The sequence below is a fragment of the Nonomuraea sp. NPDC005650 genome, assembly GCF_040605375.1.
GTDB lineage: Bacteria > Actinomycetota > Actinomycetes > Streptosporangiales > Streptosporangiaceae > Nonomuraea.
Window position 1 is genome coordinate 1 of record NZ_JBEXCR010000052.1, and the last position, 24393, is coordinate 24393.

The 24393-nt window shown below is 72.5% G+C and carries 22 protein-coding genes and 2 pseudogenes; 8 read left to right on the forward strand and 16 right to left on the reverse strand.

Translation table 11 applies throughout. The features are described from left to right. From ABZS69_RS55380 to ABZS69_RS55430, 11 genes and pseudogenes are all read right to left on the reverse strand, one after another. Positions 1 to 864 (reverse strand): annotated as a pseudogene (locus ABZS69_RS55380) (DNA-directed RNA polymerase subunit beta); the annotation flags it as partial. A gap of 378 nt (positions 865 to 1242) precedes the next feature. Beyond that, a complete protein-coding gene (locus ABZS69_RS55385; RefSeq protein WP_355389610.1) occupies positions 1243 to 1464 on the reverse strand; it encodes a hypothetical protein in 222 nt (73 codons plus the stop codon). Positions 1465 to 1528: 64 nt separating this feature from the next. Beyond that, on the reverse strand, positions 1529 to 2137 hold the full coding sequence (locus tag ABZS69_RS55390) for a transcriptional regulator (protein ID WP_355389435.1): 609 nt from the start codon (positions 2135 to 2137) through the stop codon (positions 1529 to 1531). Positions 2138 to 2268: 131 nt separating this feature from the next. Beyond that, positions 2269 to 2445: pseudogene (locus ABZS69_RS55395) on the reverse strand (hypothetical protein); the annotation flags it as partial. A gap of 13 nt (positions 2446 to 2458) precedes the next feature. Beyond that, positions 2459 to 3253, reverse strand: a complete 795-nt coding sequence (locus tag ABZS69_RS55400; protein WP_355389437.1) for an SDR family oxidoreductase — start codon at positions 3251 to 3253, stop codon at positions 2459 to 2461. A gap of 90 nt (positions 3254 to 3343) precedes the next feature. Further along, positions 3344 to 3715 (reverse strand): hypothetical protein, encoded by a 372-nt coding sequence (locus ABZS69_RS55405; protein ID WP_355389439.1) that lies wholly within the window; start codon positions 3713 to 3715, stop codon positions 3344 to 3346. A gap of 28 nt (positions 3716 to 3743) precedes the next feature. After that, on the reverse strand, positions 3744 to 4118 hold the full coding sequence (locus ABZS69_RS55410; protein WP_355389441.1) for a roadblock/LC7 domain-containing protein: 375 nt from the start codon (positions 4116 to 4118) through the stop codon (positions 3744 to 3746). A 29-nt stretch (positions 4119 to 4147) separates the two neighbouring features. Beyond that, on the reverse strand, positions 4148 to 5074 hold the full coding sequence (locus ABZS69_RS55415; protein ID WP_355389443.1) for a hypothetical protein: 927 nt from the start codon (positions 5072 to 5074) through the stop codon (positions 4148 to 4150). A gap of 3 nt (positions 5075 to 5077) precedes the next feature. Further along, on the reverse strand, positions 5078 to 5452 hold the full coding sequence (locus ABZS69_RS55420; RefSeq protein ID WP_355389445.1) for a roadblock/LC7 domain-containing protein: 375 nt from the start codon (positions 5450 to 5452) through the stop codon (positions 5078 to 5080). Positions 5453 to 5592: 140 nt separating this feature from the next. Next, positions 5593 to 7227 (reverse strand): hypothetical protein, encoded by a 1635-nt coding sequence (locus ABZS69_RS55425; protein WP_355389447.1) that lies wholly within the window; start codon positions 7225 to 7227, stop codon positions 5593 to 5595. Between the two features lie 18 nt (positions 7228 to 7245). Next, a complete protein-coding gene (locus tag ABZS69_RS55430; RefSeq protein ID WP_355389449.1) occupies positions 7246 to 8208 on the reverse strand; it encodes a Gfo/Idh/MocA family oxidoreductase in 963 nt (320 codons plus the stop codon). 198 nt (positions 8209 to 8406) lie between these two features. Between ABZS69_RS55430 and ABZS69_RS55435 the strand changes: the two genes are divergently transcribed. From ABZS69_RS55435 to ABZS69_RS55450, 4 genes are read left to right on the forward strand one after another with little or no spacing between them, the layout of a single operon-like run. After that, positions 8407 to 9141: an FCD domain-containing protein gene (locus ABZS69_RS55435; protein WP_355389451.1), complete on the forward strand. Its 735-nt coding sequence runs from the start codon at positions 8407 to 8409 to the stop codon at positions 9139 to 9141. A 1-nt stretch (position 9142) separates the two neighbouring features. Further along, positions 9143 to 9946, forward strand: coding sequence for an SDR family oxidoreductase (locus ABZS69_RS55440; RefSeq protein WP_355389453.1), 804 nt, complete (start codon positions 9143 to 9145; stop codon positions 9944 to 9946). Then, entirely contained in the window at positions 9947 to 10972 is a 1026-nt protein-coding gene (locus ABZS69_RS55445; RefSeq protein ID WP_355389455.1) for an alcohol dehydrogenase catalytic domain-containing protein, read from the forward strand. A 58-nt stretch (positions 10973 to 11030) separates the two neighbouring features. Further along, entirely contained in the window at positions 11031 to 13361 is a 2331-nt protein-coding gene (locus ABZS69_RS55450; RefSeq protein WP_355389457.1) for a glycoside hydrolase family 6 protein, read from the forward strand. 21 nt (positions 13362 to 13382) lie between these two features. Here the strand turns inward: ABZS69_RS55450 and ABZS69_RS55455 are convergent, their stop codons facing one another. Genes ABZS69_RS55455 through ABZS69_RS55470 form a run of 4 tightly spaced genes read right to left on the reverse strand, consistent with a single transcriptional unit; the run spans position 13383 to position 17355 of the window. Further along, positions 13383 to 13964, reverse strand: coding sequence for an ATP/GTP-binding protein (locus ABZS69_RS55455; protein ID WP_355389459.1), 582 nt, complete (start codon positions 13962 to 13964; stop codon positions 13383 to 13385). After that, entirely contained in the window at positions 13945 to 14295 is a 351-nt protein-coding gene (locus tag ABZS69_RS55460; protein ID WP_355389460.1) for a DUF742 domain-containing protein, read from the reverse strand. The genes ABZS69_RS55455 and ABZS69_RS55460 overlap by 20 nt, the downstream gene beginning before the upstream one ends. Further along, positions 14292 to 14717, reverse strand: coding sequence for a roadblock/LC7 domain-containing protein (locus ABZS69_RS55465; RefSeq protein WP_355389461.1), 426 nt, complete (start codon positions 14715 to 14717; stop codon positions 14292 to 14294). Before ABZS69_RS55465 ends, ABZS69_RS55460 begins: the two co-directional genes overlap by 4 nt. After that, positions 14698 to 17355, reverse strand: coding sequence for a nitrate- and nitrite sensing domain-containing protein (locus tag ABZS69_RS55470; protein WP_355389463.1), 2658 nt, complete (start codon positions 17353 to 17355; stop codon positions 14698 to 14700). The genes ABZS69_RS55465 and ABZS69_RS55470 overlap by 20 nt, the downstream gene beginning before the upstream one ends. Before the next feature lie 363 nt (positions 17356 to 17718). Here ABZS69_RS55470 and ABZS69_RS55475 point away from each other — a divergent pair, with 363 nt between their 5' ends. The 4 genes from ABZS69_RS55475 to ABZS69_RS55490 all read left to right on the forward strand — a co-directional run bounded on the left by ABZS69_RS55475 (position 17719) and on the right by ABZS69_RS55490 (position 22888). Further along, complete coding sequence (locus ABZS69_RS55475; RefSeq protein ID WP_355389465.1) at positions 17719 to 17844, forward strand: hypothetical protein; 126 nt, start codon at positions 17719 to 17721, stop codon at positions 17842 to 17844. Between the two features lie 64 nt (positions 17845 to 17908). Next, positions 17909 to 19225 carry a YcaO-like family protein gene (locus ABZS69_RS55480; RefSeq protein WP_355389467.1) on the forward strand — a complete coding sequence of 439 codons (1317 nt, stop codon included), beginning with the start codon at positions 17909 to 17911 and terminating at the stop codon, positions 19223 to 19225. A gap of 83 nt (positions 19226 to 19308) precedes the next feature. After that, complete coding sequence (locus ABZS69_RS55485) at positions 19309 to 21483, forward strand: NACHT domain-containing protein (protein ID WP_355389469.1); 2175 nt, start codon at positions 19309 to 19311, stop codon at positions 21481 to 21483. 16 nt (positions 21484 to 21499) lie between these two features. Next, positions 21500 to 22888 (forward strand): amino acid permease, encoded by a 1389-nt coding sequence (locus ABZS69_RS55490; RefSeq protein ID WP_355389471.1) that lies wholly within the window; start codon positions 21500 to 21502, stop codon positions 22886 to 22888. A gap of 42 nt (positions 22889 to 22930) precedes the next feature. On the opposite strand, the gene ABZS69_RS55495 is transcribed toward ABZS69_RS55490, so the two are convergent. Then, positions 22931 to 24211 (reverse strand): discoidin domain-containing protein, encoded by a 1281-nt coding sequence (locus ABZS69_RS55495; RefSeq protein WP_355389473.1) that lies wholly within the window; start codon positions 24209 to 24211, stop codon positions 22931 to 22933. Positions 24212 to 24393: the final 182 nt, after the last annotated feature.

Consider the following 24393-nt stretch of genomic DNA (forward strand, 5'->3'; position numbering starts at 1 on the left):
CCGCTTGGGGTTGAAATAGAGGTTCTCCAGCAGGGTCTGCGCCGACTCCTTGGTCGGCGGCTCACCCGGCCGCAGCTTGCGGTAGATGTCCAGCAACGCGTCGTCCTGGCCGGCCGTGTGGTCCTTCTCCAGGGTCGCCCGCATCGACTCGTACTGGCCGAAGCGCTCCAGGATCCGCTCGCTGGTCCAGCCCAGCGCCTTGAGCAGCACCGTGACGGCCTGCTTGCGCTTGCGGTCGATGCGCACGGCCACGCTGTCGCGCTTGTCGATCTCGAACTCCAGCCAGGCGCCCCGCGACGGGATGACCCTGGCGTCGAACAGATCCTTGTCAGAGGTCTTGTCGACATTTCGCGCAAAATACACGCCCGGCGACCGGACCAACTGGGAGGTGACCACCCGCTCGGTGCCGTTGATGACGAACGTGCCCTTCGGCGTCATGAGCGGGAAATCCCCCATGAACACCGTCTGGCTCTTGATCTCACCGGTGGTGTTGTTCATGAACTCCGCCGTCACGAACATCGGGGCGGAGTAGGTCATGTCCTTGTCCTTGCACTCCTCCACGGAGTACTTCGGCAGCTCGAACCGGTGGTCGCGGAACGACAAGGACATGGTCCCCGAGAAGTCCTCGATCGGACTGATCTCTTCGAAGATCTCTTCGAGGCCCGACTGGGCCGGGACGTCCTTGCGCCCGGCCTGGCGAGCCGCCTCCACCCGGGCCTTCCACCTCTCGTTGCCGAGCAGCCAGTCGAACGGCTCGGTCTGGGGGGCGAGCAGGTCGGGAACTTCGAGGGGCTCCTGGATGCGCGAGAATGACACGCGATGGGGACCAGCGGGTACTGCGGAGGCGTTGCGCGAGGCTGCCAACAGATGTCCTTCCGGGAGCTAGCGGCGACTAACGCGCACATGCCAAACGCCCCGGAAGTCACCGGGACATGAGGCGCCAAAAGGCAGCGCGGAATGGCAGCATAGACGAAGAAGGAAACGGATGACAACACTTATTTAGGCTGTCAACCCTCGCTCCCGCTTCAGGATGCCATAGGCCCGTGCGCATCGTCAACTTCCGCGCGCCGCCGCCCGATCCGCCGTCATGACACGACGGGCTCGGGCACGTACGCGACCATCATGACGCCTGCGACCACGTTCACGCACCTCGGACCGTGCCGGCGGCCGGCGGCAGGGTCACAGGCATCGCGCCGGCCTGCGGCAGGAACTCCGCGGAGTTGACGTGGGTCTCGGCCACCTTCACCCTGGCCACGGCGGCGCCGGCGGCCTGCTGCAGGCCGCCGGCAGGCCCTGCGCGGCCCTGGCGAGCATCACCGCCACCGCCTCGACCGTGGGATAGGGCAGGTCCTTGGCGTACGGGTGCTCCCCGCACTGCAGCGGGCCGTCGAGGTAGCAGGTCCAGCTCTTGTCCATCGGCGCGCCCAGGCGCAGGCCGTAGGAGACGACGTCCTCCTTGAGCATGCCGAGGAAGGCGTGGCTGCGCCGGCGGGCACGAGGGTCGGCACGTCCTGCGCCCGGTCGGTGATCAGGGGTGCCGACGGTCCGCGGCGGGCTTCGCGGCGTGCTCGGAGGCTGCCAGGTCGAGCAGGACCATCGCGTCGTACTCGGGCGTGCCGGGTTCGGCGTAGTAGGCGACCAGGCGGTGGCCGGGGGTGCCCTCCAGTTGCATGGACTGGTAACCGAGGGTGAGATCGCCGACGTCCGGGTGGTGGAAGGTCTTGCGACCCTGGGGGTGCGCCCGCACGTCGTAGCGCTCCCACAGCCGGGCGAACTCCGGGCTCTTGGCCAGCAGTTCGTCCACGAGCTCGGCCAGGTCGGGGGCGTCCGGATCGGTGCCGGCCAGGGCGCGCAGGCGGCCGACGCAGGCCCTGATCTGCTCGTCCCAGTCGTCGAACAGGTCCGGGGCGTCGGGGTGCAGGAAGACGTAGCGGACCACGTTCCGCTGCTCGACCGGCCACTTGTCCATCCCGGCGAACAGCCGCAGCCCGCCCGGGTTGCAGGCGAGCACGTCCGTGGTGCGGCTGACCACGTGCGCGGGGTTGGGCCGCAGGCTCTCCAGCAGCAGCCTGATCCCGGGCGGCACCGACCGGCTGGGCGCGGGCGACGGCTCGGGCGCGGGACGGGCGGCGCGCACGGCGAGGTCGCGCAGGTGCTCGTGCTCGCGCTCGTCCAGCAGGAGGGCGCGGGCGAGCGCGTCGACGACGGACGGGGGCTGGGGCGGGTCTCCTTGCCGCGCTCCAGGCGCGTGTAGTAGTCGATGCTGACCCCGGCGAGGGTGGCCAGCTCCTCGCGGCGCAGCCCGGGCGTGCGCCGCAGGCCGGGACCGGCCGTGAGACCGGCCTCGGCGGGGGTCACTCGCGCGCGATGGGCCCGCAGGAAACGCCCCAGCTCACTGCCAGTTTTGGTCCCATATAAGCCAGTCTGGCAGGCCCGCCGCGGCATTTCGGACACCGCCTCAGACCGGCAGGTCCGGCAGGCCCAGGTCGAGGTTGGGCCGGTCGATCCCGCCGTCCACCTCGATCACCTTGCCCGTCACGTACGCGGCGGCCGGGGAGACCAGGAAGAGCACGGCCGCCGCAACGTCCTCCGGCTCGCCGATCCGCCCCAGCGGCGTGGCCTGCTCCATCCGGGTGCGCAGACCCTCGTCGTTCATGACGATGTCGAGCGCGGAGGTGGCGACGGCGCCGACGGCGACCGCGTTGACCCGGACCGCGGGGGCCAGGTCGAGCGCGGCCAGCCGGGTGTAGTGCGCCAGGGCCGCCTTGGCGGTGCCGTAGGCCAGGTAGCCGCGGCCCGCCACGCGGCCCACGGCGGAGGAGACGTTCACGACCGCGCCGCCACCCGCCTTCAGCAGGTGCGGGACGGCGGCCCTGGTCAGCTCGTGCGCCACTCCGACGTTGAACTGGAACGCGTTCTCAAGATGCCTCCGTTTCGTGTCGAGGAAGGCACGGGGCATGGCGCCGCCCACGTTGTTGACGACCACGTCCAGGCGGCCGAAGGCGGCCGCGGCCCGCTCGGCGAGGTCCTCGGCGGCGCCCGGGAGGGTCAGGTCGGCGGACACGGCCAGCACCCGCCCGCCGGCCCGCTCCACCTGCTCGGCGACGGCGAGGAGCTGGTCCTCCGTACGGGCGCAGATCGCGACGTCCGCGCCGGCCTGGGCGAGGGCGACGGCGGTGGCCGCGCCGATGCCCCGGCCCGCGCCGGTGACCACGGCGGCGGCGCCGCCGATCCGGAATCGGTCCAGGATCATGACCCCCACCCTAGAAACAAACTGCAACCTGTTTCAATACCGGCGGGTGGCCCGCGGCCGGGCAGGAGGCGGGCCGTCCCGGGGTCCCGATCAGACCTCCAGCTTCTCCTCGATGCCCCGGAGCTGGTGCCGGGACATGGCCAGGTTGGCGCGCGCACGGTCGAGCGCGAGGTAGAGGAACAGCCCCTTCCCCCCGCGCCCCGTGATCGGCCGGATGATGTGGTACTGGCCGCTCAGCGTGATGAGGATGTCCTCGATGTTCTCCTTGAGACCGAGCGAGTCCATCGTGCGGAGCTTGGCCTTGACCACCTCCGTGTTGCCCGCGGCGGCGACCTGGAGGTCCAGGTCTTTGGAGCCGCCGAGGGTGCCGAGGGCCATGCCGCTGCCGTAGTCGACGATCGCCGCTCCGAGCGCGCCGTCGATCGTCATCATCTCCTTGAGAGAGACGTCCATGCTTGCCATTGCGCCCTTCCTTTCCTTCGAGGACGGTTCAGTGCTTGCGTGCTGCGACGGCGGCCACTCCGGCGGCCGTCTTCCTGCCCTCCAGCCGCAGCAGCCCGACGTTCGCGCCGGGCCTGGCCAGGACTGTGAGGACGATGGTGGGGCCGGCGGCGTAGAAGGCCACGAAGCCGGCGGTGCCCGAGATGAGCGTCTCCTCCAGCGCGCCCTGGCCGGCCATGGTCAGCATCCGCCTGCTCATCGCGAGCAGCGCCGCCGACAGCGCCGCGGTCTGCTCGCCGCGGTCTCCTTCGAGGTCACAGGCGATCTGTATGCCGTCCACGGTGCAGGCGACGCTTCCGCTCACGTCCGGCGTGCGCTCGCGCAGGAGCGTCATCTCCTCCAGAACCTCTCTTCGCAGCTCCACCGGTGGCCTCCTCCTGAGTACGGGGAACCTCACGCCAGCTCCTCGAGCGCCTTCTTCAACCGCATCAGCAGTGCCAGATCGGTCGGATCCCCCGTGGTGGGCGGGCCGATCGGCTGAGCCACCGCCCCGGGGTCGTGGGGCGGGGCCCCGTAGGGGTGCCGCGCCCGCTTCGGCAGCCCGGCGCCCTCCTCGGAGGGTCCGGCGGCCTTCTGCCGCTTGTCCCCCGGGGCGGTACGAGCGGAGCCGGGCAGGGCGGCGCGGGCCGGACCCGGCGAGGTGGCACGGGCCGCCTCCGGCGGGGCGACCGGGACCGGGTCGGGCGGGACGAGCAGGCCCGCGGCGGCCAGCCTCCTGACCGCGAGCAGCACCGCGTACCCCGACCGGCCGAGCTGCCTGGCCAGCTCCAGCGGCGTGGCCTTGTGGTCGGCCCCGACGATCACCTCCCACTGGACCCGGCTCAGCGTCACCGCCTGCCCCGGCAGCCACGCCACCGGACGCACCGGCAGCGTGTCGACGTCCGCGTACGGCCAGATCTCGGCGAGGTGTGCCCGCCGCCGCGCGCACTCCCGCACCAGCCCCGCCACGTCGAAGAACCACTGCCCGCCCAGCCAGTGCCGCTCCCCCGGCCGGAACTTCGGCCGCGCCCCGCTGATCGGCAGCAGGAAGAAGGCCGCGTCCAGGACCACGCCCAGCACCGCGAACTGCAGCTCGCCGGGCGTGAGCGGCCCCTCCTCCAGCAGCCGCGCGCAGCCGCCGTCCGCCTGGAGCCCGCGCAGCGCCGCCTCCGTCATCCGGCCCCGCACCGTGAGCATTCGCTCGACGCCCGGGGTCTGGGCGCACTCCATGTACGTCACGCGCCCGTCATGGAGGAAGATCGTGCCGTTCCTGCCGAGCCGGAGCGCGCCTGTGGAGCGCTCGTGCGCCAGCCCCGCCAGGAGTGCGTCGAGCCTGGTCATGGCTCACGTCGTCAGCTGGCTGGAGACCGACCGCAGGCGGTGGCGGGCGAGGGCCAAATTGGATCGTTCCAGGTCAAGGCGTACGTAGATGACCAGCGGCCCCTCGAAGACCGTCTCAAGTGGCCTGAGCAGATGATGACCTTTGTCCGTGGTGACGAGCATGTCGTCGATGCGTACGACCTCGCCCGGGCAGACGCGGGTGAGGCCGTCGGTCGTGGCCCGCAGCGCCTCCGTCAGGGCGGCGGCCGACCGGTCGGCGTCCACGCCCGAGGCACTGCTGAAGGCCACCGCCATGCCGCTGGTGTGGTCGAGCAGCATGGCGTCCAGCGCCCCCGGTATGGACATGACCTCCGCCAGGCAGGTGTCGATTCCGAGCACGAGATCCCCCTCGCCGTAAGTGGAACGGGGGACAGCGTAGGGGGGTTATGAATCACGTTGAAGTGCCGCAAAATCCTGCGGTTACGCTTTTATGTGGCCAAGGCGCAGAAAACCAATACCCATGCGCACAGTTCTGATCTTTATGAATATTTCTCGCTCCGGTGGCCCCGGGCCGTGACCGACAGCGCGGCGAACCTCGCCCGGCCGGTGCCCGTGCTGGTCTGCAGGCCGACGAAGCTGGAGTCGGGGATCAGGGTGGGATCGACGACGGACAGGACAAGCCGGTCGTCGTCGTACAGGTCCAGTCGCGAGCCCTCAAGGGCGAACCGGAGGCGGTGCGGCTCGCCGGGCTTGATGTCGGCGGCGGACCCGACGCCGGCGAGCTTGGTGTTGGCGCCCTTGACCATCACGCCGATGGCGTACTTCTGCCCCCACGACGCGATGCCGGCGTAGTAGTAGCTGTCGCGGCCGGTGGCGCGGGCGAGCAGGACGTTGTCGCGGTCCGCGACCCGTTCGCTGATCGGCGTGATCGAGGCGGAGACCGCGTAGTCCAGGGCGTCGATCCGCACGTTGCCCTGCAGCGTCTGCGCGTGGCCCTCCGGGGCGTCGCCCCGCGACATCGCGTACCCGTCGCCGGCCTCGAACGACGCCCCGCCGGGCACGAACCAGGCCTGCGTCATGCACCACTTGGCCGGGTCGACGGCCCGTAGGCGCTCGTTCCAGACGGCGAGGTTGATGGTCTCGTTCCAGCCGGGGCGGTTGTTCTTGGCGTTGTAGTAGACGTACTCCCTGCCCTCGTGCTCGACGACGAACTGGCGGTAGATCATCCCGTCCTCGGGGCCTCCGGCGGGGCCGAGGTCGAGCTGCATGGCGTCGCGGCCGAGCCGCCAGGTGACGCCGTCCCGCGAGGTCAGGCGGCCGCCTCTGGACGGATAGTCCGCCTGCCAGCCGACGATGCGCGTCTCGTAGCCGCCGTCGCGGAGCTTGCGGACGTTCGGGCCGCCCACGCCCAGCGACGCCCAGCCGCCGTCGTCCATGGGGCGGATGACGGGGTTTCCCGGGTGCTTGGTCCAGGGGCCGGCCGGGGTGCGCGCGGTCGCGTAGCAGATGTACTCGGGTTCGCCGCCCGCGGAGGCGATCTTCCCGGCCGTGTACCACATCTTCCACAGGCGCGCGGTCCGGTCGTACAGGAGGGAGGAGTTGTAGATCCAGCGGTCCTCCCACGGCATGGTCGAGGTCAGCACGACGCCGTGCTTCTCCCAGGGGCCGGCCGGGTCCTTCGCCGTGGCGTAGTGGATCTGGCCGTTCCCGTCGCCGGACACGCCGAAGTACGTCATGTGCCAGCCGCCGTCCTTGAGGACGACGCTGGGCTGGTTGAGCGCGTTGCTCTCGGACGGAAGGGTCGGCGTCAGCACGGGCTCGTCGGCCTTGGTCCATCGACGGCCGTCCTCGCTGGTCGCGTATCCCACGGCGTGCAGCGAGCCGTACCACATCTTGAACAGCGGCCCGCCGCCCTCGCCGTAGACCAGGCACGGGTCCTGCAGGAGCGTGCTCTCCCACGGCAGCGACCGGCTCATGATCACGCCCAGCCGTTCCCATCCGGCGATCTCCCCGAAGTCGTCACGCAGCACGGCTCTCTCCTTCGGCTCCTGCGCGGGCGGGGGCCCGGCCTCCGGCTCCTGCGCGGGCGGGGACCCGGCCTCCGCTCCGAGCGCGGCGCCCGTGAGGGCTCCGGCGCCGCGGACGAGGAGGGCGCGCCTGTTCAGTCCGGTCATTCCGGCCTCCTGACATCGTCACTGCTCGCCGACGGGGATGACGGCGCCCTGCGCGTCCAGCGAGGCGGCGGCCGCCATGACCACTTCGAGGTCCTTCAGCCCTTCGCGTCCGGGCACGCGGGGCTCGGCGCCGGCGCGGACGGCGTCGAGCCAGTCGTCCACGATCGACCTGTGGCTGTCGTAGTAGTTCTCGCCGGTCTGCCGTCGCGGGCCGTCGGGCGTCCAGGTCACGCATCCGCCGCCGTGCCCCTCGTAGTCGACCACCACGTCGAGCCGGCCGCCCGTGCCGACGACGCTCGCCTCGGCCTGGTCCCAGGGGCCGGGGCTGTGCCAGGTGAGCAGGGACTGCGCGACGACGCCGCTCTCCAGCCGGAGGGTGAGCGTGACGGTGTCGCGGAAGCGGGCGGCGGACACGGCCGCCACCGGGCCCCCGAGCTGCCGGATCAGGCTCGCCTGGTGGGTGCCCTGGTCGAGCAGGATCCCGTCGCTCTCCCGCCAGCCGCGCGCCCACACCCCGTCCAGCCGGTACGCGCGGATGGCGCGGACGGCGAGCGTGCGGCCGATCCGGCCCTCGGCCAGCAGGCGGCGCGCGTCGAGCACGGCGCGCAGGTGGGGGTAGTTCTCCGCGACGGCCAGGACGACGCCCGCCGCCTCGGCCGCGGCCACGATCTCGCGGGCGTCGCCGAGCGAGGTGGCGAGCGGCTTCTCGACCAGCACGTGCCGCCCGTGCCCGACGGCTTCGAGGGCGACCCGGGCGTGCAGGCGGTGGGGCACGCGGATGTCCACGGCGTCGATCCGCTCCCCCGCCAGCGCCTCGGCGAGCGTCCCGTACGCGTGGGCGCCGGTGTGGCGGGCCACGCTCGCGGCGCGGTCGGCGTCGGGGTCGACCACGGCGGCGAGCGTCGCGTCAACGGCCGGGTAGACGTCGCGCGCGACGATCTCCCCCATCGCGCCGCAGCCGATCAACGCGACCCTGATCATGTGCGGGCTCCCGGCCGGTCCCGATGCCGGGCCGTCCGGTGACCAGGACCCCGACCAGGGCGGCTGCTCAGCATGCTCACGATCTCCTCGGTGTCATGTGCCGGGTGTCGTCCACGGGGCATTCCCACCAAAGCCGTTATATGATGTGTTTAATCATACTTTTGAGGGGTTGTCGATGAGTCCCCGAAGGAGTTTCGGATGACGAGCCTCGGAGCACCGGGCGCGCGGCCGGGGGGCCTGCACGCGCAGCTCGTGGACGCGCTCGGGCGCCGGATCGCGCACGGCGACCTCCCCGTGGGCAGCCTCGTCTCCCCCGAACGGGTCGAGTCCGAGTACGAGGTGTCCCGGACGGTCGTGCGCGAGGCGCTGCGCTCGCTGGAGGTGCTCGGCATGGTCCGCCCGCGCCACAAGGTCGGCACCACCGTCCAGCCCCAGGAGAGCTGGGCGCTGCTCAACCCGCAGGTCATCGCCTGGCGGGCGGACGGCCCCGACGCCGACACCCAGCTCGGCGAGCTGCTGACGCTGCGCGAGGCCCTGGAGCCCGCCGCCGCCGGGATCGCGGCGCTGGGCGGCCGGGAGGCCATCGTGGGCACGCTCCGCGAGCACCTGCGGGGCATGCGCGACGCCTACGAACGCCGCAGCCGCTCCGCGTTCGTGTCGGCCGACACCGGCTTCCACCGGACGGTCCTGCGGGGCGCGGGCAACGCGGTCCTGAGCCAGCTCGGGCAGACCCTCATCGCCACCCTGCATGCCCGCTACTCCGACCGCCACCAGTTCTTCACCGCCGACACCGCCGCCTCGCTGGACCGGCACGAGCGGGTCGTCGAGGCCATCGCGGCCATGGACCCGGCGGCGGCGCAGGCCGCGGCCGCCTCGCTCGTCCGCGCCTCACGCGTCGAGGTTCTCGGATCCGCACCAGCACGGGAGGGATGACGTGCCCGTCCAGACCGCTCCAGGCGTTCCGTCGTTCGACCTGACCGGCAGGCTCGCCCTGGTCACCGGCTCGGGTCGCGGCATCGGGCATGCCATCGCGCGGGGCTACGCGCTGTCGGGGGCCCGCGTCGTGCTGAACGGCCGCGACGCGGCACGCCTCGACGCGGCGGCCGCGGCCCTGCGCGAGGAGCTCGCCCCCGGTCGTCCGCCCGGCGACGTCCAGGTCAGCGTGTTCGACGTCGCCGACCCGGCGGAGGTGGAGCGGGCCTGCGAGGCCGTCGTCGCCGCGTACGGCTGTCCGGACATCCTCGTCAACAACGCCGGCGTGCAGCTCCGCGGCCCCCTGACCGAGATCCCGGTCGACGACTGGAAACGCGTGGTCGACGTCAACCTCACCAGCGGCTTCCTCGTCGGCCGCGCCTTCGCGCGCCACATGCTCCCCCGGGGCAGCGGCAAGATCATCAATGTCTGCTCGGTCCAGAACCACCTGGTGCGCGCCACCACCGCTCCCTACGCGGCCGCGAAGAGCGGGCTCGGCGGGCTCACGCGGGCGATGTGCGCCGAGTGGGCGTCCGCCGGCATCCAGGTCAACGGCCTGGCCCCCGGCTACATCGACACCGACCTGAACGCGTCCCTGGTCGCCGACCCCGACTTCAGCGGCTGGATCACGCGGCGCACGCCCGCGGCGCGCTGGGGCCGCGTCGAGGACGTCGTCGGCCCCGCCGTCTGGCTCGCCTCGCCGGCGTCCGACTTCGTCAACGGCCAGGTCATCTACGTCGACGGCGGCATGACGGCGGTGATCTGAATGAAGGTGAAGGCCCTCGTCGTCACCGGCCCCGGGCACCTGACGATCGAAACCCGGACCATCCCGGCGCCGCGACCGCACGAAGCCGTCGTCACGGTCGTCCATGGTGGGATCTGCGGCTCCGACCTCCACTACTACCGGAGCGGCCAGGTGGGCGAGGCCGTCCTCCGCGCCCCCATGGTCCTGGGGCACGAGGTGGTCGGCGTCGTCGCCGAGCCCGCCGCCGACGGCTCGGGGCCGCCGGCGGGCGGCCGCGTCGCCGTGCACCCCGCCCAGGTGTGCGGCCGGTGCGGCTACTGCCTGCGCGGCGAGCAGAACCTCTGCGAGGAGTTGCGCTATCTCGGCAGCGCCGCGCGGGTGCCGCACACGGACGGCGGCTTCGCCGAGCGTCTCGTCGTGCCCGCGAGCCGCCTCGTGCCGATCCCCGACGGGCTCGACCTGCGGACGGCGGCGCTCGCCGAGCCCGCCTCGGTGGCGCTCCACGGCCTGCGTCGGCCGGGCTCCGGAGTCGAGGGCCGCGACGTCCTGGTGATCGGCGCGGGGCCCATCGGCCTGCTCTCCGCCGCCCTGGCCGCCTGCGCGGGCGCGGCCTCGGTCACGGCGACCGACGTCTTCGACGAGCCCCTCCGGCTGGCGCTCCAGGTGGGGGCGACCCGTGTCGTCCGGGTGGGCGGGGGCGAGCCGATCCCCGCCACCGACGTCGCGATCGAGTCCTCCGGCTCCCAGGCCGGGCTCGTCTCGGCCATCGAGGCGCTGCGCCCGGGCGGGACCCTCGTCAACGTGGGCCACCTGCCCCCGGGCGGGGTCACCGCGCCGCTGCACCTCGCCGTCACCCGCGAGCTGACCCTGATGGGGTCGAGCCGCTTCTACCACGAGATGCCGGCCGCGCTGTCGATCATGAGCCGGGACGCCGAGCGGTTCGCGCCCATCGTCACGTCCGTCTTCGGGCTCGACGCGGCGGTGGCGGCGTTCGAGGAGGCGGCCGACGCCGGGCGGTCGAGCAAGGTCCTGCTCGCGTTCACCTGAACCACGGTGCCGCCCCGGCCGTACCTCCTGTCGACTGTCTGGTCGGGATGGGCGGGCGATGGCGTACGGCACCAAGCACGGCGTGGCGGTGGACAGGCGGACCGACGACCCCCGGCGGATCGGCGGCCACCGCGTCCTGCGCCGGCTCGGATCGGGCGGGATGGGCATCGTCTACCTCGCGAAGAGCCGGTCGCGGCAGCTGGTCGCGATCAAGGTCATCCACCGGCACCTCGCCGGCGACCCGGAGTTCCGGCGGCGCTTCCGCCGCGAGGTCGCGACCATGCAGCGGGTCGCCCCCTTCTCGACGGCCTCCGTGCTCACGGCCGACGTGGACGGTGAGACGGCGTACGTCGTCACCGAGTACGTGCCGGGGCCGACGCTGTTCCGCGCGGTCGTGGAGCAGGGCCCGATGTCGGGCTCGGAGCTCGAAGGGCTGGCCATGAGCACGGCGGTGGCACTGTGGGCCATCCACGCGGCCGGCGTCGTCCACCGCGACCTCAAGCCGTCGAACGTGCTGCTGTCCCCCGTGGGCCCGAAGGTCATCGACTTCGGCCTGGCATTCGTGGCCGACTCCACGACCCTGTCCGTCACCAGGATGGGCACGCCGGCGTACATGTCGCCCGAGCAGGTGCGCGGGCAGGCGTCGCCGGCCTCCGACGTCTTCGCCTGGGGCGGCGTCATGGCCTTCGCGGCGAGCGGGCGGGCGCCGTTCGGCTCGGGGGCGGGTCACGACGTGCTCTACCGGGTGGTCCACGACGAGCCCGTGCTCCCCGAGCTGGGCGGCGTGCTCGGCCAGTTGGTGACGCGGGCGCTGAGCAAGAACCCGGCGGCCCGCCCGACGGCGGCCGAACTCGTGGACGCGCTCGCCGGGGGCGCGACGATCCGCCTCCCGCCCGACTTCGCCCCCACGGGTCCCACCGCAGCACCCCCCATTGGGCCCCCGGCGCGCGGCCGGTTCCCGTACGAGCATCGGGCGCCGCGCCTGACCGCCGCCGCCTCGGGCGACGGCCAGGTCCACGCGATCCCCGAGCAAGGCCACGCCGCCCTCCCGCTCCAAGGCCGCCCGGCCCCGAACCAGGGGGGTACCGCGCCGGACCGGAGCCGTGCCGACCGGGGTCGTGCCGCCCCGCTCCAGGGCCGCGCCGCCCCGGCGCGCAGGGGGCGGCGGCGGGTGGCGTCCAGGCGCTGGGCGTGGGGCGCCGCCGCGGTGGCCGCACTCGCCGCGGCGACGGCCGCCGCTTACCTGCTCCCCGGCCTGCCGGCCGTCGATCGTGCCGTGAGCCCTGCCGTCGACCCCGCCGTCACGCAGGAGGCGGGCACGCTGTGGCGGGACCTCCCCGGCCAGAACCCGCTGCGCGCGGACGGCGTGCGCTTCTACGTGCAGCCGGACACCGACGCGGCCCGCCAGGCCCGCACGTGGTCGGTGCAGGGCAGGACGGCCGACGCCGCCCTCATGCGGGCGCTCTCGCAGGTCCCCCAGGCGATCTGGCTCGCCGGCGGCTCCCCCGCCGACGTCTCCCGCACCGTACGCGAGTCGGTCGCCCAGGCCGAACGACGCCGCACCGTCCCGGTGTTCGTCACCAACAACATCCCGGGACGCGACTGCTGGAACGGCGGCGCCCCGGACACCGCGAGCTACCGGGCGTGGATCGACGCCGTGGCCGAGGGCATCGGGAACCGGCCCGCGGTCGTCGCCCTGGAGCCCAGCGGCCTGGCGCGCATACCCGGCAGCCCGGAGTGCCCGCAGGGCGGGGAGGCCGCCTCCGTCCAGCGGTACGGCGATCTCTCGTACGCCGTGGAGACCCTGACCGGCCTGGCCCGCAGCGCCGTGTACCTCGACGGCGGGCTGGCCGGGTGGCCCGGGTTCACGCAGATCGCCGACCGGCTGGTCAACGCTGGGGCGGTCCGCGCCGACGGCTTCTACGTCAACGTCGTCGGCTATCGCCCGACCCAGCGATCGCTCGCGTACGGGGCGAAGCTCTCCAAATGCGTCTACCTGAGAGCGGCGTCGCCGGCCGCCTCGTGCGCCGACGCGGCCCTGGCCGCCGTACCGGACGACACGCCCGGCCTGCCGCACTTCGTCGTCGACACCAGCCGGAACGGGACGGGCGAGTGGCAACCGCCCGCCGGTCGCTTCCCGGCACCCGACGAATGGTGCAATCCCCCCGGCCGGGGCGCGGGTGCCCGGCCTTCCGCCGACACCGGCAAGCCGCTGGCCGACGCGTTCCTCTGGCTCAACAGCCCGGGCTTCTCCAACGGCCAGTGCACCCGGGGCACCTCGGGACCGGCCGACCCGGTGTACGGCATCGTCACCCCGGCCTCCGGCCAGTGGTGGCCCGACCAGGCCCTCGACCGGGCGCGCAACGCCGTCCCCCCGCTCACCCCCTGAGCCCGCGGGACGTTCCCCGGATCAGCGGCCTTCCACCGCGTACTTCACCAGCGTGGTGAGCACCTCCTTGACCGACGCGCGGTCGCGGACGTCGCACAGCACGATCGGGATGCTCTCGTTCAGCGCGAGCGCCCGCCGCACCTTGGCCGGGTCGTGGCGGCGGGCCCCGTCGAAGCAGTTCACGGCGACCACGAACGGGACGCCGCGCTGCTCGAAGTAGTCCACCGCGGGGAAGCAGTCATCGAGGCGGCGCGTGTCCGCGAGCACGACGGCGCCGAGCGCGCCGAGGGCCAGTTCGTCCCACATGAACCAGAAGCGGTCCTGCCCGGGGGTCCCGAACAGGTACAGCCACAGCCCCTCGCGGATGGTGATGCGGCCGAAGTCCAGCGCGACCGTGGTAGTGATCTTGGATTCCACGCCCGAGATGTCGTCCACCCCGATGCCCCGCTCGCTCAGCAGCTCCTCGGTGTGCAGCGGCCGGATCTCGCTGATCGTGCCGACCAGGGTGGTCTTGCCGGCACCGAAGCCGCCCGCGATGAGGATCTTGATGGCCAAGGCCGAGGCGACCGCGGTCGTCCCCGGCTCAGAGGCTGCGTAGTCCATGCAGCACTTCCCTGTAGATGCGTTCGTCGATCGTCTGCGCCGCGGGGCGCGGGCGCTCGATGGTGACCAGGCCCTCGCGCCGCAGATCGCCCAGGATCACCCGGGTGATGTTGATCGGCAGCCTGAGGTGCGCCGCGACGTCCGCCACCGGCGTGGGCTTGCGGCACAGCGACAGCACGGCGCGGTGCTCCGGGAGCAGCTCCGCGGGCTCGTAGGAGCCGGTGACCGTCGTGACGATGGCCACCAGGTCGAACGCCTCGCCCTGCGGGCGCGCCCGGCCTCCGGTCAGACCGAAGAGCCGGAGCAGCGGCCCGGGATCCTCCCCTGTCACGGTCTCGCGCCGTTCCAGGCGGGTGCCGGTGCCGCTCCCCTCGGCTGCGCGGAGAGGTGCTCGCCGACCCGCTTGACCATGAGCGCCATCTCGTACGTGACCATGCCCAGCTCGGCGTCGCCCGTGGCGAGCACGGCCAGCCGGGCGCCCTGGCCGGCCGCGGTGACGAACAGGAAGCCGTCCTCCATCTCGATGATCGTCTGCCGTACGCCGCCCATGCCGAAGTGCCGCCCGGCGCCCATCGCGAGGCTGTGGCTGCCGGCGGAGATGGCGGACAGGTGCTCGGCGTCCTCGCGGGTCAGGTTCCGGGAGCCGCCCATGGCCAGCCCGTCGGCGGACAGCACGATGGCGTGCCGGATGCCGGGGACGCGCTGGGTGAGGTCGTCCAGCAGCCAGCTCAGTTCACTTCTGGGGTCGGGCATCGGGATGGTCGTCCTTTCGGTTCCACACGTCTTGTCCCTGCTCTGCTTGGCGGCGGCCCTGCTGCCAGCCGCGTTGCATGGACGACATGAGTTGTGCGAGCTCCTCCGGCGAGCGCGCCGAGGCGCTGCGCCGGTCCGCGCGTCTGGCGGAGCGGAGCTGGGGAGCCAGGCTGGCCTGCGGTATCCGCATCGGCAGCCCGTCGAGGTCTTCGTCCGCCTCCTCGGCCGGCACCGTGACGCTCCACTCCGCGGGCGGGCCGGGCGGTGCGGCGGGGGCGGGGATCGGCGTCGGAATCCGGATCGGCCCGGTGGCGGGCCCGTCCTCGGCCCCGCTTCCGGACTCACTACCGAACTCGCTTCCTGACTCGCTTCCCGGCCCGTCCGCGAGCCCGTTGGAAGGCGCGTCCGTGGGTGAGGCCCCGTCCATGAGCCCGTCCATGAGCCCGTCCGTGAGCCCGTTCGCGGAGCCGTTCACGGGTCCCCTCGGGGGTGCGGTCGCCGGCCCGGCCTCGAACCAGGTCGCGCGCTCCGGCTCCGGGGCGCGGGCGGGCGCGTCCGGCCCCGCGGGCGGGAAGGATTCCGCGGGCGGGAACGATTCCGCGGGCGGGAACAGCTCCGTGGACGGGAAGGGCTCCGGGGCCACGGCCACCCCTCGGGAGCGGGGCTCGGCGGGCCCGGTGCCGAGGGCGCGCATGGGCCTGCCCACGCGCGTGGCGGTGACGCGGTCCCCGGCGGGCACGACGACGGCCGGCGACTGGGCGTGGACGAGCAGGGAGACCGGCAGCAGCACGATCGCGGTGGTCCCGTCGTACGGCGAGCGCCGCAGCGAGACCTTGATCCCGTGCCGGGCCGCGAGCCTGGACACCACGAACAGGCCGAGCCGGTCGCTGTCGGCCAGGTCGAACTCCGGCGGCTCGGCCAGCCTGGCGTTGATCTCGTCGAGGGTGGAGTGGTTCAGCCCCAGGCCCCGGTCCTCCACCTCCAGCGCGAACCCGTTGGCCGCCGTCATGCTGCGGATGTGCACGGTCGTGTCGGGCGGCGAGAAGACGGTGGCGTTCTCCACCAGCTCGGCGACCAGGTGGATCACGTCGGTGACGGCGGGGCCAACCAGCATCGGGGCGTTCGGCATCGGCACGACGGTGACGCGGGTGTAGTCCTCGACCTCCAGCCCCGCCGCGCGTACGACGTCGAACAGCGGCACGGGGTCGCGCCAGCGGCGCGCGGGGGCGGAGTCGGACAGGATGATCAGGTTCTCGGCGTGCCGCCGCATGCGGGTGGTCAGGTGGTCGAGCTTGAACAGGTCCTCCAGGACCTCCGGCTCCTCGACCCGCCGTTCCATGGTGTCGAGCAGCGTGAGCTGGCGGTGGAGCAGCGCCTGGTTGCGCCGGGCCAGGTTGAGGAAGACCAGGCCGACGCCCTTGCGCAGGGTCGCCTGGCCCACCGCCGCCTCGACCGCCGTGCGCCGTACCGCGGAGAAGGCGTGCACCACCCGGTCGACCTCGGCGGTGTCGGCGCGGCCGAGGCCGGGCGCCTCGGTGCCCGGGTCCACGTCGTCGCCGCGGCGTAGCCGCTCGACCAGGCGGGGCAGCCGCCTCTCGGCCAGTTCGACGGCCGACTCCTGCAGCCGGCTGAGCTCCGTGATCAGCGAGCGGCCGAACCGGTACGACAGCGCCACCGACGCGACCACCGCGATCAGGCCAAGGAGCAGGACCAGGCCGATCCGCCAGTACGCCCCGGACTTCTGGGCCTGGGCCTCCTCCGCGGTGCGAGCCAGCTCCGTCTGCGTGTCGCGGCTGATCGCGCCGAAGATGGCGTCGGCGTCCCGCTTCCACACGGCGGGGTCCACGGGCGGCGCGCCGCCGCTGGTGTCCCAGCCGAACAGCAGGTCCTCCGTGTCCACCAGCCGCTTGTAAGACGCGCTGGCGACCAGCCGGTCGTAGTTCGCCCGCAGCTCGGGGCCGACGTCACGCTCGGCGTTGGCGAAGACGAGCCTGCGGCTGGTCATCGCGGAGACGAACGCGGCCCGGTCCCTGGGGGACATCTTGCGGTTCACGATCGTGGTGGTGAGCACGGCGTGCTCGCGGCCCAGGTACTCGGCCGCGGCGCTGTAGGCCGCCATGCCGCGCACCGCCCGGTAGGCCGAGACGTCGCTCAGCGCGTCACGGTCGCTGAACTGCCCGTTGACGACGCTGATCAGGTTGTTGTACGCCTCGATGATGGTCAGCGGCGGGGCCAGCACGCCGCCGTCGGCGGAATCGCGCAGCGACTGCAGCCCGTCGAGCGCCTGCACCAGCGCCCGCACCTCGACCGGGGTCTCCTCGCCCGTCACGTCCACGGCACCGATGACCTCGCGCAGGCGCTTGGCCTTGCCGTCGGTGACCCGCCGCTGCTCGGCCAGCGGCTCGTACGAGGAGGTGCCGCGGACCGCCTCGGCCGACAGCTGGCGTTCGCGCTGTAACTCGACGATCAGCTGCAGCACCGGCGACCCGATGCCCTCCCAGCGGTCCTGCGCCTGGGAGACGGTGACGATCTCCTCAACGCTGGAATAGGCGATGAACCCCCACAGGGCGACCATGGAGACCAGCGGAAGCAGGAGAATCCTGAGCAGCTTGGTACGGATCGGCGGGGGCGAGCTCATCCATCATGTCCAATTCCGCGCACCGGATATGCGCCGCTGGGCAGTCGCGAACCGGCACTACCCCGAAGATCGTCCGCCACGACTGGCACGCCTGTGGTGCGGTCCACTATGCCCATGGGGCAGATGTACTTCAAGGTACGGATGCGAAGAAACATCACGAATGGCGGGTTGACTCTTTGTCAGCACACGGTTCGTGATCGTAACCGGCCACTGCCTCACGCAGAGTGACGATCTTGGGACACGTGGAGTACCCACCCCGATCCCAGCCATGCCCGCAAGAATGTAAATAAGTCCACAAATAGCCTTCCTAGGCTTTTGTCGAGGCGGCGCTACAATTAACCACGAAAAGGAAGGGGGAGGCTCATGGGAAATGTCGTGGACTATATCGTGGCCGAGTCGCTGGATCGCGAGAGCCAGCACCTGACCCAGGCCGAACTCGACCGGCTCGGCGAACTGCTGTCCGCCGCGACCGGCGATGGCAGCCGGTAGGCCGCGTCGATTTCCGAAATCCCCGCGACGGGCGGGGCGGCCGTGCTGCGCGGCGGAACGCGCGGTGCCGGTGGACGAGGCCGGGAGGCGGGCGTCCGCGGCGCTGACCGCGCTCGGCCTGCGGGCGGAGCTCGTGGACACGGGTGACGGCCGCGACCCGACCGCCTGGTGGTGCCGCCTGCTCGGCGGCGCGGCGGACGGCTCGCCGGTCGCGTCCGGGATGGGCAAAGGACATCCGGACGAGGCCCGCGTGGGCGCGCTGTTCGAGGCCGTCGAGCACTATCTCACCGGCCCGGCCGGGTTCGACCCCGCCGCCGTAAGGCCCGCCGCGCCCGCCGCCCTCGCCACGGGGCCGCTGCGCGGGGACGCCTGCGCCCTGCTGCTGACCGGCACGCCCGGACGGCGGATGGCCTGCCTGCGCTACCGCCCCCTCGGCGGGCCCGCTCTCGCCCATGGCCGCGCCGACGCTCTGGTGCCGCTGTTCCTGTCCGCCCCCTGGTACGCCGAGACCGGCGCCGCGCCGCTGCGCGAGCTGGCCGGGGACGACTGCGACTACGCCCACCTGGTGCGCTACAGCTGCAACAGCGGCTCGGCCGTCGGCGTCACCGCCGCCGAGGCGCTGCTGCACGCCCTCAACGAGGCGATCGAGCGGGACGCCCTGTCCCTGCTCCTCGTACGTGTCTTCCTGGGCGGGGACGGCTTCCGGCCCAGGCTGATCGACCCGCGCACGCTGCCCCGCGACCTCGCACGGGCGTACGCGGCGGCGGAGGAGCTGACCGGGTCGCCGGTGCACCTGCTGGACATCACCAGTGACGTCGGCGTGCCGACGATGCTGGCGTACACGGCTCCGACCGCCCGCCATCCGCACCGGCGCGGCGGCGGGACCTCGCTGGACCCGGCCCACGCCGCCTGGCGCGCCCTCACGGAGCTCGTCCAGAGCGCGCTCGGCGAGGGCCCCGCCGGAGAGGGCTCAGACGGCGAGAGCTCAGGCGGCGAGGGCTCGGGCGGCGCCGTACGCGGCGACCTGACCGGGCTGGCGGCGCATCCCGCGCTGCACGCCTGCGGGCGGTTCGATCTCACCGGCCCCCTGCGCGAGGCGCGGGTGGTCCCCTTCCCGCGGGCCGCCGCCGCGGCCGGGCCGCCCGGCGGCCAGCTGCGGAAGGTGGCCGCGGCGCTGGCCGCGCGGGGCCACCCGGCCTACCACCGCATGGTGCGCGTCCTGCCCTGCGGGGTCACCGCCGTGCACGTGATCGTGCCGGACCTGGAGCGGTTCATGCTGGTCACCGACGGCAACCTCGTCCTGCCCGGCCGCAGGGGGCTGGCCGCGGCGGCCGGAAGGGTTTCCGAATCGATGCCGCCCGATTGGCAGCCCCATCAATGAGATGAGCGGTTTTTCCGCTTTATCGACCTTGCATGGAGAATTATCAGCCTCTTTATGCTATCAAATCCGCACATACTGGTTATATGTCCGCACGATATTGGCAGAATCGCCAGGCCAAGATGTCGGTGGTGCTGGGCGTTCTGCTTCTTGCCCTGGCCACCGTGATCCTGACCGTGGCCAGCCAATTGCCGAAGAGCTGGGGGATAACGGCCGGGTCCGCTCAGCTCATAGCGGCGGTGACCGGCGCGATCGGGCTGGGCAACGGCCTGGTGCAGTTCCTGACCTGGTGGCGCAAGCGGGGAGCGGCCGCCGCCGCGCCCACGTCCGCCGACGTCACCACCGCGAAGGACGTCCTGTCCGGGCTGGTGACCCAGCAGTGGCGTGACGAAACGGTCCTGCGCTCCCTGTGCGATCCCGAGCCCATGCCGCTGCCCTGGCACTCGACCGAGCGCCGCGAGCTCGCCGACCGGCCCGAGATCATCGCCAAGGGCACGGTGGCCTTCCCCGGCCTGGACGTGCACATCGCGGACATGGCCCGCAACTTCCGCGCCCTGCGCTGCCGCCGCCTGGTCATCCTGGGCGGTCCGGGCACCGGGAAGACCACCCTGGCCGTGCAACTCGTCCTCGAACTGCTGCGCACGCGGGAGCCCGAGGAGCCCGTACCGGTGCTGCTGTCGGCCGCGCGCTGGGACGACAGCGTCCACGGGCGGCTCCAGGACTGGCTGGCCGACAGCCTGGCGATGGACTATCCGGCGCTGCGCGCCGAGGGCCTCGGCACGGACATGCCGGAGACGCTCGTGGCCCGCGGCGAGGTGCTGCCCGTCATCGACGGGCTGGACGAGCTGCCCGACACCGCCCGCGCCGACATGCTCACCGCGCTGAACCGGTCGCTGTACGAGACCGACCAGCTCATCATCACCTGCCGCACGGAGCAGTTCGCCGAGTCCGTCGAGGAGATCGGCGACGCCCTCACGGCGGCGGCGGTCATCGAGCCGCAGCGCATGTCCCCCGACGCGGCGGCCGGCTACCTGGAGGCCTGCCTGCCACCCGTGCCTCACCCCGTCTGGCCCCGGGTCCTGGAGGAGCTGCGCAAGGGCACCGCTCCGGCCCTGTCCGAGGTCACCTCGACGTCCATGGGGCTCTGGCTGGTCCGCGCCACGTACATCGCGCCGCGGGTGGACCCGACGCCGCTGCTGGAGCTCGGGCACGGCAGCGCGGCCGAGCTGCACGACCACCTGTGCGACCAGCTCATCCCCGCCCTGGTGAGCACGCGCACGCCCGCCGCCGGGCCGCCCCAGCCGTTCCGCCCGCAGCACGCGTGGAGCCCGGAGCAGGTCGACCGCTGGCTCACGTACCTGTCCCGCCAGCTCGCGCGTAACGAGGAGGACCCGCGCGACGTGGCGTGGTGGCACCTGGCCCGCTACACCTCCAGCCGCACGGTCCGGTTCGGGGCCGCCGTCGCGATCGGAGTCGTGGTCTGGCTGGCCTTCTGGGCGCTGACCCGGGCGCCTTTCGTCAGCGCGATGGCCGGGCTGTTCTCCGCGCTCGTGGCCGAGACCCTGATCGGTTCCTGGTTCACCGAGTCGCCGGGCCACGCCGACTTCCACCTCCGCGGCCGGGTCGCCGAGCTCCTGCCCGCCCTCCGCGACGGGCTGATCGTCGGAGCCCTGGGGGCGATCGTCGGCTGGCTCATGGCCTACGCGGCCGGGAGCCCGCCGTCCGCCCTCAGATCCTCGGTGCAGATCGGCCTGCTGTCCTTCGTCGGGTTCGTCGCCCTGCTCAGCCTGATCCGCTGGGTCGAGAGCCCCACCGCCGACCTGACGGCGAGATCCCCGCGCTCGACCTGGCAGGCCGACAGGAACCTGACCGTCATCCGGATCCTCGGCGGGCTCGTGGTCGGGATCGCGGCCGCGGGCGTCCTGCTGTTCTCCGGGCTTCCCTCGACCCTGGCGGTCGTGGTCGGCCTGGTGCTGGGGCTGCTGTTCGGGCTCGTCCTGGGCCGCCACCACGCCTGGCTGGCCTACAAGCTGACGGTCCCCCGCCTGGCCAGCAAGGGGCGGCTGCCGCTGCGGGCGATGGACTTCCTGGACGACGCCCACCGCCTGGGCCTGCTGCGCACGGAGGGGCCGTACTACCAGTTCCGGCACATCGAGCTGCAGCGGCATCTCGCGGACGGGCGGCACACGGCGCCCGTGACGCCGCAGGTCAGGGTGCCTCCGCATAGGGGCGGCCCGGGCGGGCAGGACGGACGCATGTAGTCGTATCGGGGGCGTCATGGTCGGTTCAGGAAGCGTCTTCAGGCGCAAACCGGTGGAGCTCATCGCCACCGAGCACGAGGGGGAGCTGACCAGGTCGCTCGGGCTGTGGCAGCTCACCGCCATCGGCGTGGGCGGCATCATCGGCGCGGGCATCTTCGCCCTGGCCGGCGCGGTCGCCAACCAGACCGCGGGGCCGGCCGTGCTCGTCTCGTTCCTCATCGCGGGGATCGCCAGCGCCGCCGCCGCGTTCTCGTACGCCGAGTTCGCCGGCCTGATCCCGAAGGCCGGCTCCGCCTACACCTATGGCTACGCGGTCCTCGGGGAGATCGTCGGCTGGTGCATCGGCTGGGACCTGCTGCTGGAGTACACCGCCATCGTCGCGGTCGTGGCCATCGGCATCTCCGGCTACTTCGGCTTCCTCGTGGAGCAGCTCGGCTTCGGGCTGCCCGCGTGGATGCTCGGCGCGCCGGGCACCGGCCCGGGGCACGTGGTGGACCTGTTCGCGATGGTGCTGTGCCTGTTCATCGCCTTCCTGCTGAACCTCGGGATCCGCGCCGCGGCCAGGTTCGAGACGTCCGTGGTGGCCATCAAGGTCGCCGTCGTGCTGCTGGTGATCGTGGTCGGGTTCTTCTACATCAACCCGGTCAACTACCTCCCGTTCTTCCCGTTCGGGGTCAGCGGGGCGATCACCGGGGCCGCCACCGTGTTCTTCGCGGTGTTCGGCTACGACGCCATGAGCACCGCGGCCGAGGAGTCGCGGGACGCGCAGCGGCACATGCCGAAGGCGATCATCTACTCCCTGGCCATCTCCATGGTCCTGTACGTGCTGGCCACGCTCGTGCTCACCGGCATGCAGAACTACCGGGAGATCGACCCCGAGAGCGGCTTCTCCTCGGCGTTCGCCGCCGTCGGGCTGCCCGGGCTCGCCTCCTTGATCGCGGCCGGGGCCGTGATCGGCATCCTCACGGTCATGTTCACGTTCATGCTCGGCGTCACCCGGGTCTGGTTCTCGATGAGCCGCGACGGGCTGCTGCCGCAGTGGTTCGCCAAGCTCCACCCGGTGCGCCGGGTGCCCACGCGGGTCACCTGGATCGTGGGCGCCGCGTCGGCGGCGATCGCCGGGTTCCTGCCCATCCGGGAGGCGGCCGAGCTGACGAACATCGGGATCCTGCTGGCGTTCGTGGTCGTGTGCGTGGCGGTGATCGTGCTCCGCTACCGGCAGCCCGACCTGCCGCGCACGTTCCGCACGCCGTGGATGCCGGTGGTGCCGGGTGTCGGGGCGCTGTTCTCGATCTGGCTGATCACGTTCCTGAGCCCGGTGACGTGGCTGCGCTTCGCCGTCTGGTTCCTGCTCGGGCTGCTCGTCTACTTCGCCTACAGCCGCCGCCACTCGGCGCTGGCGTAGACCGGGCACGGCGGCGTGGCGCCGCCGCACCCGGTCAGGCCGTCAGAACGGGCAGGTGTCCGTCCACTGGGTCACCAGCGAGGTGTTGTTCCGGTCGGCGTCACGCTGGCTGCCGCACAGGAACGGGGTGAAGCGGGCGTCGTCGCGCAGCCAGCGGCTGAAGAACGACACGATCCACTTGCCCTGCTTGGCCTTGTTGCCGTAGCCGGTCATCGGGCAGAGGTGGTCGCCGGGAACCTCGATGTACAGCTTCTCGGCCTGCGTCATGCTGTTGTACCAGGGCCTGGCGTACGTGCTGCCGGGCGCGGCGACATCACTCGCGCAGGTCAGGAAGAAGGTCGGCTTGGCGACGCCGGCGAAACTCCCGCTCGGGTGGTAGGGGGCCAGGGGCACGCCCGCCCTGAACCGGGTGTCGTCGCGCAGTGCCACCATCGTGCCGCCGCCGCCCATGGAGTGGCCCGCCGCGCCGAGCACGCCGTTCACCTTGCCCGAGACGGGGTTGCCGGTGGCGTTGCTCAGGTTGAGCAGCTGGGTGCCGGCTGCCCTGATCTGCGTGCCCCGCTGGTCGGGGCTGTCGGACAGCGTGTTGGTGTCGACGTTGAGGACCACGAAGCCCCAGGACGCCAGGCGCGGGCCGAGCCAGCTCAGGTTCTGCTGCGTGCCCTGGTAGCCCGGCATCAGCACGATGCCCGGGTACGCGCCGGCGGCCGTCGGGTACGTGATCGTGCCGGCCCGGTAGCCGCTGGGGCTGGGGACGGTGTAGGCCGCGGTGGCCAGCGGGCCGGCGGCCGCCTCCAATGACTGGACGGTCGGGTCGGGGATGGTGCCCCCCGGAGGCGGCGTGGTGCCGCCCGTGGTGCCGTAGACCTGGAACTCCCAGAGCGAGTAGCCGTAGGCCGTGCCGCGGGCGGTGCCGTACATCCGTACGTACCGCCCGGTTCCGGTCACGGCGAGGGTCTGCGTCCCGCCGGTGCCGGTGGTGGTCGCGTAGACGGTGGTCCAGGTAAGGCCGTCGGCGGAGGTCTGGATCTGGAACGCCCTGCCGTACGCGGACTCCCAGCCGAGCACCACCTGGCTGACGGCGGCGGTGGCGCCGAGGTCGACCCGCAGCCATTGCGGGTCGCTGAAGGCGCTCGACCAGCGGGTGGCGGCGTTGCCGTCCACGGCCGCCGAGGCCGGCGTGCCGGCGTTCTCGACGGACGACGCGGTGACGGGCTTGCCCTGGGAGAGCAGGGGGTCGGCGACCGCCTGGGCGGTGCCCACGCCGCCGGACAGCGTGGCGGCCGCGAGGACCAGCGCGACGATAACGAGAGAAGGTCTCATGCACTACCTCTGTGGAACGGGCATGGCTTTCGCCAGCACGCGGGCAGAAAGGCCGCGGCTCGGAACCGAGCCGGTCGAGAGCGCTCTCCAACGCCACATCCGTGAAGGGATGTCGCGCGTCCTGAACCATATGCGGCGGTCAACGGCGTTGAAAGCGCGGCAACCGCTGAGCGGAAGATGAA